The sequence below is a fragment of the Thioclava sp. GXIMD4215 genome (assembly GCF_045291555.1).
Classification (GTDB): domain Bacteria; phylum Pseudomonadota; class Alphaproteobacteria; order Rhodobacterales; family Rhodobacteraceae; genus Thioclava; species Thioclava litoralis.
This window is the reverse complement of the sequence record NZ_CP149515.1, coordinates 2,682,878-2,695,923: the sequence shown is the minus strand read 5'-3', so window position 1 is coordinate 2,695,923 and position 13,046 is coordinate 2,682,878. Positions and strand designations below refer to the sequence as shown.

12 protein-coding genes are annotated in these 13,046 nt (G+C 62.7%); 10 read left to right on the top strand and 2 right to left on the bottom strand.

Annotation, left to right across the window (positions count from 1 at the left end):
- Positions 1–228 precede the first annotated feature (228 nt).
- The 10 genes from WDB86_RS13485 (at position 229) to WDB86_RS13440 (ending at position 9,301) form a co-directional block, all read left to right on the top strand.
- A complete protein-coding gene (locus WDB86_RS13485) occupies positions 229–798 on the top strand; it encodes a NifU family protein (protein WP_406736147.1) in 570 nt (189 codons plus the stop codon).
- Entirely contained in the window at positions 788–1,465 is a 678-nt protein-coding gene (gene tsaB, locus WDB86_RS13480) for a tRNA (adenosine(37)-N6)-threonylcarbamoyltransferase complex dimerization subunit type 1 TsaB (protein WP_339107995.1), read from the top strand. The genes WDB86_RS13485 and tsaB overlap by 11 nt, the downstream gene beginning before the upstream one ends.
- An 11-nt stretch (positions 1,466–1,476) precedes the next feature.
- Positions 1,477–1,902: a GNAT family N-acetyltransferase gene (locus WDB86_RS13475; protein ID WP_406736146.1), complete on the top strand. Its 426-nt coding sequence runs from the start codon at positions 1,477–1,479 to the stop codon at positions 1,900–1,902.
- A gap of 156 nt (positions 1,903–2,058) precedes the next feature.
- Positions 2,059–3,048, top strand: a complete 990-nt coding sequence (locus WDB86_RS13470; protein ID WP_339107997.1) for a BMP family ABC transporter substrate-binding protein — start codon at positions 2,059–2,061, stop codon at positions 3,046–3,048.
- Positions 3,049–3,052: 4 nt separating this feature from the next.
- Positions 3,053–4,708, top strand: a complete 1,656-nt coding sequence (locus WDB86_RS13465; RefSeq protein WP_406736145.1) for an ABC transporter ATP-binding protein — start codon at positions 3,053–3,055, stop codon at positions 4,706–4,708.
- Positions 4,705–5,793, top strand: a complete 1,089-nt coding sequence (locus WDB86_RS13460; protein ID WP_406736144.1) for an ABC transporter permease — start codon at positions 4,705–4,707, stop codon at positions 5,791–5,793. Before WDB86_RS13465 ends, WDB86_RS13460 begins: the two co-directional genes overlap by 4 nt.
- Positions 5,793–6,761, top strand: coding sequence for an ABC transporter permease (locus WDB86_RS13455; RefSeq protein WP_406736143.1), 969 nt, complete (start codon positions 5,793–5,795; stop codon positions 6,759–6,761). Before WDB86_RS13460 ends, WDB86_RS13455 begins: the two co-directional genes overlap by 1 nt.
- On the top strand, positions 6,745–7,548 hold the full coding sequence (locus WDB86_RS13450) for a purine-nucleoside phosphorylase (RefSeq protein ID WP_406721199.1): 804 nt from the start codon (positions 6,745–6,747) through the stop codon (positions 7,546–7,548). Before WDB86_RS13455 ends, WDB86_RS13450 begins: the two co-directional genes overlap by 17 nt.
- A gap of 74 nt (positions 7,549–7,622) precedes the next feature.
- Entirely contained in the window at positions 7,623–8,543 is a 921-nt protein-coding gene (locus tag WDB86_RS13445) for a sulfite exporter TauE/SafE family protein (RefSeq protein WP_406721200.1), read from the top strand.
- Entirely contained in the window at positions 8,540–9,301 is a 762-nt protein-coding gene (locus WDB86_RS13440) for a TIGR02186 family protein (protein WP_406721201.1), read from the top strand. The genes WDB86_RS13445 and WDB86_RS13440 overlap by 4 nt, the downstream gene beginning before the upstream one ends.
- 19 nt (positions 9,302–9,320) lie before the next feature.
- Here WDB86_RS13440 and WDB86_RS13435 read toward each other — a convergent pair whose 3' ends face one another.
- Together WDB86_RS13435 and WDB86_RS13430 are read right to left on the bottom strand one after the other, a co-directional pair.
- Positions 9,321–10,874, bottom strand: coding sequence for an ATP-dependent RecD-like DNA helicase (locus tag WDB86_RS13435; protein ID WP_406736142.1), 1,554 nt, complete (start codon positions 10,872–10,874; stop codon positions 9,321–9,323).
- Positions 10,875–10,969: 95 nt separating this feature from the next.
- Entirely contained in the window at positions 10,970–12,970 is a 2,001-nt protein-coding gene (locus WDB86_RS13430) for a methylmalonyl-CoA mutase family protein (RefSeq protein WP_406736141.1), read from the bottom strand.
- Positions 12,971–13,046 lie beyond the last annotated feature (76 nt).

Genomic DNA, 13,046 nt, shown 5'->3' with positions numbered 1-13,046 from the left:
GTATCAGCACCTGAAGGCGGCCCTGCCGGACCTCGGGCAGACACCGCAGCCGTCGCGCCCCGATGATTATGGCGTCATAGCCGACGACGACCGGTTTGACGGGCGGCAGAAGCCCCTCTGCCCGAAGGGTTCATCCGCGCATATAGTCCCGCAGATTAGAACCGTTCTAAACATTGACATTTGGCCGATCAGGGCGCATATCAGGTGCCCAAGCGAAGGAGCACGCCCATGTTCATCCAGACCGAGACGACACCGAACCCCGCAACCCTGAAATTCCTGCCCGGCCAGACCGTGCTGGAGATGGGAACGGCGGATTTCCCCTCTGCCGAGGCGGCGGCGAAATCGCCTCTGGCAAAGCGCATTTTCATGGTTTCCGGTGTGACCGGCGTCTTCTTCGGGTCGGATTTCGTCACCGTCACCAAAGATGATGCGACCGATTGGGATCATGCAAAACCCGCGATCCTTGGCTCGATCATGGAGCATTTCCAATCCGGCGCGCCGGTGATGGAGAGCGAAGGCGCCTCTTCGGGTGGCCATGCCGAACATACGGGCGATGCCGAAGACGGGGCGATTGTCGCGCAGATCAAAGACCTGCTGGACACCCGCGTGCGTCCGGCTGTGGCGCAGGATGGCGGCGACATCACCTTCCACGGCTTTGAGCGCGGTGTGGTCTATCTGCATATGCAGGGTGCCTGCGCGGGCTGCCCCTCCTCGACGCTGACCCTGAAGATGGGCATCGAGAATCTGCTGCGCCATTACATCCCCGAAGTGACCGAGGTCCGCCCCGTTGCCGGCTGAGCCTTTGATCCTGTCTTTCGACACATCGGCCGCGCATTGCGCGGCCGCTTTGCTGCGCGGCGACACCCTATTGGGCGCGCGCATCGAAGAGATGTCGCGCGGTCAGGCCGAACGCCTGATGCCAATCCTCGAAGAACTGCTGGCAGATCACGGCGCAAGCTGGGCCGATCTGGACGCCTTGGGCGTTGGCATCGGTCCGGGGAATTTCACCGGTATCCGCATTTCGGTCTCGGCGGCGCGCGGGCTGGCTCTGGCGCGCAAGATCCCCGCGATCGGCGTGTCGAATTTCGAGATCCTGCGCGAAGGCCAGACGCCGCTGCGCGAGCTGGTCTCGGTCGCGGCCCCGCGCGATCAGGCCTATCTGCAACTCTTCGATCAGGGCGCGCCTGCGGCCAAACCCGTGCATTTCGATCCGGCCAACCCCGACACCGGCCTCGCCGTACTGGGGGCCCAACGGGTGCTCGGTGCGCATGCCGAAAAGATTGCGGCCCTTCTGGGGATTGCGCAGGCACAGCCCTGCGAGATGGCGCAGATACCGGAACGTATCGCCCGTATTGCGGCGCGCAAACTGGCCACCCTGCCCGAGCATGAGCGCCCCGCGCCCCTGTATATCCGCGCCGCCGATGCCGCACCGCCTTCGGATGCGCCGCCCAAGATCCTCGATTAAGGTAGCCCCAGATGACGCCCGCCCAGATGGCCGCGATCCATAAACAATGTTTCACGACCCCGCGCCCGTGGCGGGCGGAAGAATTCGCCGAGACGCTGGCCAAAAAATTCTATTTTCTCCTGCATGAAGAGCAGGGCTTCCTGATTGGCCGTGTGATCGCAGGCGAGGCAGAGCTGACCACCATTGCGGTGGCCCCCGCAGCGCGCAGACAGGGCATTGCCCGCCGCCTGATGGCGCGCTTCGATACCGAGATGGTGGCGCGCAAGGCCGAGATCGCCCATCTGGAAGTCGCGCTGGACAATCACGCCGCCCATGCGCTCTATCTGGCAAGCGGTTGGCAAGACAGCTGTATCCGCGACAATTACTACCGCCATCCCGATGGTCGCCGCAGCGATGCCGTGCTGATGATGCGCGACTACGGACCGGATATTTTCTGACCAAACATTCGAAAAATGCCATAGCGCCCCTTATCGGCGGGAAATCCTGCTTGACGGTTCCAGTCGAGTCCGGTCTGAATTGATCACGGGAGCGGGTGGTTTCCACCCCTTTCCCGGCCCTTAGGGGCCGGTCAGACATTTGACCGGGAGTCAGCCATGAGCCTTATGAAATCCATCTTCGGCGCCACGACAGCCCTCGCGCTGACCGCAGGTGGCAGCTTTGCCGATCCGGCGCTAATCTATGATCTGGGCGGAAAATTCGACAAGAGCTTCAACGAGGCGGCCTATAATGGCGCAAAGCGCTGGGTCGATGAAACCGGCGGCAGCTACAAAGAACTGGAGATGCAATCCGAAGCGCAACGCGAACAGGCGCTGCGCCGTCTGGCCGAATCCGGTGCGAACCCGATTGTCACCACGGGCTTTGCCTTCGCGGATACGCTGCAAACCGTCGCCCCCGATTACCCCGACACGAAATTCGCGATCATCGACTCGGTGGTTGACCTCCCCAATGTGCGCTCGGTCGTGTTCAAGGAAGAACAAGGCTCCTATCTGGTGGGGATGCTGGCGGCGGAGGCCTCGAAATCGGATACAATCGGCTTTATCGGCGGCATGGACATCCCGCTGATCCGCAAATTCGCCTGTGGCTATGTGCAAGGGGCCAAGGCCGCCAAACCCGAAATCAAGGTCGTGCAGGCCATGACAGGAACGACGCCTGCGGCATGGAATGACCCTGTGAAGGGGGCGGAGCTGGCCAAGGCGCAGATCGCCCAAGGCGCGGATGTGATCTATGCGGCCGCAGGCGCGACCGGTATCGGCATCCTGCAAGCCGCCGCGGACGAGAAAATCCTGTCGATCGGCGTCGATAGCAACCAGAACATGCTGCATCCGGGTCAGGTGCTGACCTCGATGGTCAAGCGCGTCGACAATGCTGTCTACGATATGTTCAAGGCTGGCCCCGATATGCAGACCGGCACCGTCGTGCTGGGTCTGGCCGAGGATGGCGTGGGCTATGCGATGGACGACAATAACGCCGATCTGGTCACCGCCGAAATGCGCGCGCCGGTGGATGACGCGGCCAAAAAGATCGCCTCCGGCGAAATCGCGGTGCATGATTTCACCACGGATAGCACCTGTCCGGTCGAGTAACGCGATGAGCGGTCCGACCCAGAATGCAACGCGGCAGGCCCCTGCCGCGATTGCGTCCCCGCAGGGCGGTGCTGTGCCCGCAATCGAACTGCGCGGAATCTCCAAGGCCTTCGGGCCTGTGCAGGCGAATAAGGACATCTCCATCAAGGTCATGCCCGGCACGATCCACGGCATCATCGGCGAGAACGGCGCGGGCAAATCCACGCTGATGTCGATCCTCTACGGCTTCTACAAGGCCGACCGTGGCGAGATCGTGATCAACGGGCGCGAGACCGCCATCCCCGACAGTCAGGCCGCAATCCGCGCGGGCATCGGCATGGTGTTCCAGCATTTCAAGCTGGTGCCGAATTTCACCGTAGTCGAGAATGTGATCCTTGGGGCCGAGGATGGCCGCCTGCTGCGCCCCTCTATCGCCAAGGCGCGGCGCGAGCTGAAGCGGCTGGCCGAAGACTACGAGATGGATGTGGACCCCGACGAGCTGGTCGAGAACCTGAGCGTGGGTCACCAGCAGCGGGTCGAGATCCTCAAGGCGCTCTACCGTCAGGCCGAGATCCTGATCCTCGACGAGCCGACCGGCGTGCTGACCCCTGCCGAGGCCGACCATCTGTTCCGCATCCTTGATACGCTGCGTGCCGAGGGCAAGACGATCCTGCTGATCACCCATAAGTTGCGCGAGATCATGATGGCGACCGATACCGTCTCGGTGATGCGGCGCGGCGAGATGACGGCGACGGTGAAAACCTCCGAGACCTCGCCCACCGAGCTGGCCGAGCTGATGGTGGGCCGCAAGGTTCTGCTGAATGTCGAAAAAACCAAGGCCCAGCCCGGCAAACCGATCCTTGAGGTCCGCGACCTTCGGGTGACGGACGAGGCGGGTGTCGCCCGTCTGAAAGGCGTTGATCTGGAAATCCGCGCGGGCGAGATTCTGGGGATTGCCGGTGTGGCGGGCAATGGCCAGACCGAGCTATTGGAGGTTCTGGGCGGCTATCAGGTGGCCAAGGGCCAGATTAAGGTTAATGGCAAAGTGCTGGATCTGACGGGCCGCGCGGATGCGCAAAGCCGCCGCCGCGACGGGATCGCCCATGTGCCCGAAGACCGCCATCACCACGGGCTGATCCTTGATTTCCCCGCGTGGGAGAATTTCATCTTCGGCTATCACGGGGCGCCCGAATACCAGAAGAACGCGCTTCTGATGGATAACGCGGGCATCGTGAAGGCGACCGAAGGCGCGATGGAGCGTTTCGACGTCCGCCCGCCGATCCCGTCCTTGGCCGCCAAGAATTTCTCGGGCGGCAACCAGCAGAAGATCGTGCTGGCCCGCGAGATCGAGCGCAACCCCGCCCTTCTTCTGATCGGGCAACCGACGCGGGGCGTGGATATCGGCGCGATCGAGTTTATCCACAAGCGCATCATCGAGCTGCGCGATGCGGGCGCGGCGATCCTGTTGGTCTCGGTCGAGCTTGACGAGATCAGGTCTTTGTCGGACCGGATCGCGGTGATGTTCGATGGCGAGATCATGGGCTTCCGCGACCCTGCCAGCACCGATGAAAAAGACCTCGGGCTGCTGATGGCGGGGATGCGCGACCCGAGCCCTGACGCCCATGAAGATCTGGCCCATGAAGACAGTGAAGCCGATGATGACGGCGGAGAAGGCGAATGACGAAACTACCGACATGGGCCGATGTGGTTCTTGTGCCGCTGATCTCGATCCTGCTGGCTGCGATCATTTCGGCTATCGTGGTACTGGCGATTGGCGGCAATCCGGTCGAGGTCATCTCGGTGATGTTCGACGGCGCTTTGGGCAGCGCCTATGGCTGGGGCTATACGCTGTATTACACCACCAGTTTCATCTTCACCGGCCTTGCCGTGACGGTCGCCTATCATGCCAGCCAGTTCAATATCGGTGCCGAAGGTCAGGCGCAGCTGGGCGGGCTGGGCGTGGCGCTGGTCTGTCTTGCGCTGCCTTGGCCTGCATGGTGGCTGGCGCTGCCTGCGGCGATGGTGGGGGCGGCACTTTTCGGGGCCGCATGGGCCGCCATTCCGGGCTGGCTTGCGGCCAAACGCGGCAGCCATATCGTGATCACCACGATCATGTTCAACTATATCGCCTATAGCCTGCTGCAATATCTGCTGGTCACCGTCCTGCGCCCCGCGGGCCAGATGGATCCGGCAACCGCGCGCTTTCCCAAGGGTGCCAGCCTGCCGACCTTCCACGATATTCCGGGGCTTTCGGGGCTGTTCAGCCCCTCGGTTCCGGCCAATGTCACCTTCTTCGTGGCTCTGGCGGCCTGTGTGCTGGTCTGGGTGCTGCTGTGGAAGACGAAATTCGGCTATGAAATCCGCGCTTTCGGCCTGAACGAAAAGGCGGCAAGCTATGCCGGGATCTCGCGCACAAAGATCATTCTGGGGTCGATGCTGATTTCCGGCGCGCTGGCGGGGCTGATGTCCATCAACAACGTCATGGGCGAGGCCGAGCGTCTGTTGCAGAACTCTGCCGAAGGGGCGGGCTTTATCGGGATTGCGGTCGCGCTTATGGGCCGCAACCATCCGCTGGGCGTGTTTCTGGCGGCGTTTCTCTTTGGCTTTCTGTACCAAGGCGGGGCCGAGATGGGGCTTTGGACCTCGATCCCGATCGAGCTGCGGCTGCTGATTCAGGGTCTGGTCGTGCTGTTCATCGGCGCGCTGGACGGGATGGTACGGATGATGCTGGCACCGCTCTTCCGCGCCACACAGGGGGTCAAGTAATGGATTATGCGACCCTCATCGCCATTCTCGATTCCACCCTGCGGCTGGCGACGCCGCTGCTTCTGGCATGTCTGGCAGGGCTTTATTCCGAACGCTCCGGCGTGTTCGACATCGGGCTAGAGGGCAAGATGCTGATGGCCGCCATGACCTCGGGCGCTGTGGCCTATCTGACGGGCAATGTCTGGCTGGGCTGTCTGGCAGGCATTGCCGCCTCGATCCTGTTTTCGCTCCTGCATGGGCTGGCCTCGATCACCTTCCGTGGCAATCAGCTGATTTCGGGCGTCGCGCTCAACTTCCTTGCCTCGGGGATGACTGTGCTGATTGCCCAATCGCTCTTCCACCAAGGCGGGCGCACACCCGCCCTTACAGGCACTGCACGCTTCAACGAACTCCACCTGCCCTTCGAGGCCGCCCTCCGCAAGGTCCCCATCATCGGGCCGCTTTATTCGGATGTGCTCTCGGGCCATTCCATTCTGGTCTATGTGGCGCTGCTGGCGGTGCCTGTGACATGGTGGGTGCTCTACCGCACCCGCTTCGGGCTGCGGCTGCGGGCGGTGGGCGAAAACCCCGAATCCGTTGATACCGCAGGAATTTCCGTCATTGGTCTGCGCTATGGCGCGGTAACTATCACCGGACTTCTTTGCGGGCTGGCAGGGGCCTATATGGCCACCGGTCTTCAGGCAGGCTTTGGCCGCGAGATGGTCGCAGGGCGTGGCTATATCGCCCTTGCGGCGCTGATCTTCGCGAATTGGAAACCGTGGTCGGCGCTTTGGGCGACCCTGCTTTTCGGTTTCCTGCAGGCACTGGCGCTGCGTCCCGATGTGCTGCAGAATACGCTGCATATGTCGGTTCCGGGGGCGCTTCTGGATGCGCTGCCCTATATCCTGACCGTGATCGTGCTGGCGGGCGTCGTCGGCAAACCCCATCCCCCGAAGGCCGGAGGCCAACCCTATGTCAAAGAGCGCTGAACTGGCCCAAGTCATCCGAAAGCGGGCGGGCGATACGCCGCCTGCTTTCGGGCTGGTGCTGGGGTCGGGTCTGGGCCATCTGGCCGAAGAGATCGACGGTGTGGCGATCCCCTATTCCGACCTGCCCGGCTTTCCGCATGCAGGCGTCTCGGGCCATAACCCGAAGCTGGTGATCGGAGACCTTGAAGGGGTGCGCGTCGCCGTCTTCGGGGGCCGCGTGCATTACTATGAACATGGCAACCCCGCCGAGATGCGCCTGCCGCTAGAGATCCTGCGCGAACTGGGCTGCGAGCGGCTGATCCTGACCAATGCGGCAGGCTCGCTGCGCCCCGACATCCCGCCGGGGGGGCTGATGATGCTGGAAGACCACATCAATTTCGCGGGCCATAACCCGCTGATCGGCGAGCCAACGGACGCGCGTTTTGTCCCGATGACCGACGCCCATGACGCCCAGATGCGCGACGGGCTGATGGCGGCGGCCAAGGCCGAGGGGATCGAATTGCCCACGGGCGTTTACTGCTGGTTCTCGGGGCCGTCTTTCGAGACCCCCGCCGAAATCCGCGCCGCCCGCATTCTTGGCGCCGATGCGGTGGGCATGTCCACCGTGCCCGAGGTCATCCTTGCGCGGTTTCTCGGGCTGAGAGTGGCCGCGATTTCGGTGATCACCAATATGGGCGCGGGCATGAAAGCCGACGAACAGATCAGCCATGCCCAGACCAAGGCAATGGCACCGCTAGGGGCGGAAAAGCTTGAAAAGATCCTGCGACGATATCTGCAAGCCCGATGACGCCCGCCTGAGTTGGGGTTTGACAGCCCACGCCAAGGCGCTCACATTAAGTTACTGACAGCGCGCGGAAGCCCATGCAAATTTACCTGCCCATCGCCGAAGTCTCGGTCAATTTTTTCGTCCTCTTCGGCATCGGCGGGGTGGTCGGCATCCTGTCGGGGCTGTTCGGGGTGGGGGGCGGTTTTCTGATCACCCCGCTTCTGTTCTTCATCGGCATTCCGCCCACCGTTGCCGTGGCCACGGGCGCTAATCAGGTTGTGGCCTCTTCGGTTTCGGGGGTGCTGAGCCAGCTCAAACGCAAGGCGGTCGATGTGCCTATGGGGTTCATCCTGCTGGTGGGCGGGCTTGCCGGTTCGGTCGCGGGGATCTCGATCTTCAACTACCTGCAGGCCTTGGGCCAGATCGATCTCGCCGTGCAGCTATGCTATGTCGTCTTCCTTGGCGGCGTGGGCCTGCTGATGTTTCTCGAAAGCCTGCGGGCGTTGGGGCGCAGCCGCCGACCCGCCGCCAAGCGCAGCAAACGTCACAGCCACGGCTGGGTCCACAGGCTGCCGCTCAAGATGAAATTCCGTGCCTCGGGTCTTTATATCTCGGTGATCCCGCCCATTCTGGTCGGGTTCTGTGTGGGGGTTCTGGGCGCGGTCATGGGTGTGGGCGGCGGGTTCATCATGGTGCCCGCAATGATCTATCTGCTGGGCATGCCCACCAAAGTGGTGATCGGCACCTCGCTGTTCCAGATCCTGTTCACCTCGGCCTTCACCACGATGATGCATGCCATTACCAACCAGTCGGTGGATGTGATGCTGGCCATCATGCTGATCTTGGGCGGCGTGATCGGGGCACAGATCGGCTCGATCCTCGGGGGGCGGCTCAAAGCCGAACAACTGCGCATCCTGCTGGCCTCTCTGGTGCTTCTTGTGGCGCTCAAGCTTGGCTATGATCTGGTGGTCCAGCCAAGCGAGCTTTACTCGATCAGTCTGGGGGCCAAAGGATGATCCTGCGCCTCCTTGCCTGTCTGTTCGTTCTCTTGGCCCTGCCGGCACAGGCAGCGGAAAAAGTCGTGGCGGGGCTCTCGCGCGAGAGCATCGGGATCACGGCCTCCTTTGACGGGTCCGAAATCCTGATCTTCGGCGCGGTCAAACGCTATGCCCCCGAACCGGAGGGCCCGCTGGATGTCATCGTGACGCTCGAAGGGCCGCAAGGCCCCGTGACGGTGCGCCGCAAGTCGCGGCAGATGGGGATCTGGATCAATACCGGCTCGGTCGAGATCCCGTCGGCCCCCAGCTACTATGCCGTGGCCACCACCCGCCCCGAACGGGATTTCCTTGCCCATGAGGTCGACGAGATCTACCGCATCACCATCCCGCAGGCCTTGCGCAACTACACCAACGCCACAGAGCGGGCCAATGCCGCCCCCTATGCCGAGGCGTTGCAGCGCATCCGTGTGAGCCACGGCCTTTACAAGGACAATCCGGGCGATGTGAAGCTGCTGGATGACACGCTCTTCCGCGCCGATTTCTCGCTGCCTGCCAACCTGATCGAAGGCGATTACACGGTCCGCATCTTCTTGGTGCGCAAATACCGCGTGATCGACGAATATTCCGCCCCTGTCACGGTGCGCAAAGTCGGGCTGGAACGCTGGCTTTTCATGCTGTCACAGACCTATCCGCCACTTTACGGCATCATGTCGCTGGCGCTTGCGGTGTTTGCGGGCTGGGCGGCCAATGCGCTGTTCCGGCGCTTTCTCAGCTGAGATCCACTGCCCCGCGCGATCAGCCCTCGGGCTGGTCCTGCATTTCCAGCTTGAGCGCCTGCGCCGCGCCTTTTGGCAGATCCTCCACCCCAAGCGGACCGCTGGGCCGCGCCAGCCGCGCCCGCGTCACCCATAGCAGGCGATGCTCGGCGCGGGTGATCGCCACATAGGCCAGACGTTTCCACAGCGCAATCCCCGCCTCGACCCGCCCTGCCCTTGCGGCGGCATAGATGTCGGGCGCGAAAACCTGCACATCGCGCCATTGCGAGCCTTGCGCCTTATGGATGGTAACCGCCGCCCCATGCAAAAAGGTGGCCCCCATGCGGGCGGCAAAGGGGATGAAGGGCTCTTCTTCATCCGGCAGCTCGATCTTGACAATCGAGGCCGCAGACAGGCGCGGGTCTTCGGACCCGATCACATGCAGCCGCGAGAAACCGGGCTTCTTGCCCGGCCCCAGATAGATCACCTGCGCGCCCTTGATCAGCCCGCGCGCCTCCAGATCGATCCGGCGCTTGCGATGCTTGGCGGGCAGTTCGATCCCGTCGCAGATCAGCGGCTCGCCGGGCAGAAGCTCGTCCACCGGCGCGCTGAACGCCCCGCGGAAGGCATGGATCAGCCGGATGCGCGTGGCATTGCGCCAGACCAGCACCGGAGAGCGCGCCATCAGGTCGGCCTCGACCCGCCCTGCCCACACCACGCGGTCATCATTGGCCGCGCGATCCTCAATCATCCGCTCGAACCGGTCGAAGGTCAGCGCCTCATCGGCCAGCGCATGGGCCAGATCGAGGATCGGGTTATCCTGCGTCTGGCGGTGGATGCGGTGGAGCACATGTTTACGCTCGTCAGGCAGCTTTTCAAAGCTCATCTGCCCCGACTGGTTCACAGGCGCCAACTGCGCCGGATCGCCAAACAGGACCAGCGTCGGGAAAATCTCGCGCAGGTCGTCGAACTGGCGTTCGTCCAGCATCGAGGCCTCATCGACAAAGCCGATATCCAGCGGGTCCTCGCGCCGTTTCCAGCCCTGAATGAAATCGGACCCCCGCAGCCCTGCCGAGGCCAGCGCCGCCGGCACGGATTTATGCAGGTCGAAAAACGCCTTGGCACGGTCGAGCATCTCTTCCGTCAGCCCGTCGACCTTCAGGATCTCAAGGTTCGGGCGCTCGCCCTGCCCGCTCAGCCATTCGGCAATCCGCTCGTATTCGGGGTCATAGACGGGGGTGTAAAGGATGCGGTGGATCGTTGTCGCAGGCACCCCGCGCGACCGTAGCACCGAGGCCGCCTTATTGGTCGGCGCAAGGATCGCCAGCGTGCGGCGTTCTTTCTTCTTCTTGCCCTCGTAATCGCCCGAGACGACCTCGACGCCCGCTTCTTCCAGCGCCTTATACAGCGCAGACAACAGCATGGTTTTACCCGACCCCGCCTTGCCGATCACCGAATGCACTTGAGCGGTGCTGGTTTCGGGCATGACCATGCCGTCATCCACATCGACCCCTGCCTTACGCAGGGCCTCGGCTACGGCATCCCAGGCCTCGGCCTGATCTTCGGAAAACTGGATTGCGGGCGTATCAGTCATGCGCGCGACCATAAAGAAGCGCGCTGTCTGGCGGAAGAGCGAAAGCCTCCCGCCAGCATTTATTCACCCCAATCCGGAGTCACAGCGGCATCGGGTCATGCCGCCGCATCATCGGGGGCGGCAAGGCCCACGATATCCATCATGATGCGATTGAGCTCGAAGTCCTTGGGCGTATAGACCCGCGCAACGCCATAGCCCAGCAGCCGCTGCGCATCGTCATCGGGGATGATCCCGCCCACGAGCACCGGCACATCGGCAAGCCCTGCAGCCCGCATCCGCTCCATCAGCTCCTCGACCAGAGGGATATGGCTGCCCGACAGGATCGAGACGCCCACCACATGCGCGCTTTCTTCCAGCGCGCGGGACACGATCTGTTCCGGCGTCAGGCGGATGCCCTCATAGGTGATATCCATGCCACAATCGCGGGCGCGGAAGGCAATCTGTTCGGCACCATTGGAATGCCCATCCAGACCCGGCTTACCCACGACAAACTTGAGCCGCCGCCCGAGTTTGCGCGAAGCCTGATCCACCGCGTCGCGGATATCATCGAGCCCCTCGGTCCGGTTGGAGGGGTTGGCAGCCACCCCCGTCGGGCCACGGTATTCGCCATGAACGGCGCGCATGACGCCCGCCCATTCGCCTGTGGTGACACCGGCCTTGGCGGCCTCGATCGAGGCAGGCATGACATTTTCCCCTTTGGAGGCGGCTTGGCGCAGAGCCTCAAGCGCTGCACTCACCCGAGCGTCATCGCGGCTGCTGCGCCATTCGTTGAGACGCGCCACCTGATCAGCCTCAACCGCCGGATCAACAACCATGATGCCGCCATCGCCCGCCGTCAGCGGCGAGGATTCGCCCTGTTGCCAGCGGTTCACCCCCACCACGATGGTCTCTTCCGCCTCGATGCGGCCGATCCGCGCGGCATTGGCCTCGACCAGACGGGATTTCATATAGTCGATAGAGGCAATCGCCCCGCCCATCGTATCGATCTGCGCCAGCTCCGAACGCGCGCCTTCCTTCAGCGCCTCGACCTTGGCGGCCACTGCGGGGTTGCCGTCAAACAGATCGCCATATTCCAGAAGATCGGTCTCGTAGGCCATGATCTGCTGCATCCTGAGCGACCATTGCTGGTCCCACGGACGCGGCAGGCCCAAAGCCTCGTTCCACGCGGGAAGCTGCACCGCACGGGCGCGCGCATTCTTCGACAGGGTCACGGCCAGCATCTCGATCAGGATGCGATAGACGTTGTTTTCCGGCTGCTGCTCGGTCAGACCAAGGCTGTTGACCTGCACCCCATAGCGGAAGCGGCGGTATTTCGCCTCTTCGATGCCATAGCGGTCGCGGCAGATCTCGTCCCAAAGCTCGGTGAAGGCGCGCATCTTGCATAGCTCGGTCACAAAGCGGATGCCGGCATTCACAAAGAAGGAAATCCGCCCGACCATCGCGGGGAAGGCCGCTTCGGGCACCTTGTTTTTCAGGTCGTCCAGCACGGCAATGGCTGTGGCCAAAGCGAAGGCCAGCTCTTGTTCCGGTGTCGCCCCTGCCTCTTGCAGGTGGTAGGAACAGACATTCATCGGGTTCCATTTGGGCAGATGCTCGCGGGTATAGGCCGCCACATCGGTGATCATCGCAAGGCTGGGCTTCGGCGGGCAGATATAGGTCCCGCGCGAGAGATATTCCTTCACCAGATCATTCTGCACGGTGCCCTGCAACCGCGAGACATCGGCCCCCTGCTCTTCGGCCACCGCGATATACAAAGACAGCAACCAAGGCGCGGTGGCATTGATCGTCATCGAGGTATTCATCTGCTCTAGCGGGATTTCGTCAAACAGCGCGCGCATATCGCCTAAGTGGCAGACCGGCACGCCGACCTTGCCGACCTCGCCGCGCGCCAGAATATGGTCGCTGTCATAGCCCGTCTGGGTCGGCAGGTCGAAGGCCACCGAAAGCCCCGTCTGCCCCTTGGACAGGTTGGTGCGATACAGTTCGTTCGACTTTTTGGCGGTCGAGTGGCCAGCATAGGTCCGAAACAGCCACGGCTTATCGCACGCGGGCTGAGCAGTTATGGGCAGATCAGATTTCGATACGGTCTCGGTCATGGGTGGCCTCCCCTCCACGAATCCACGGAACGGCAACATAATTCTCAAAAATAAATACAACACGCAATATTATAAT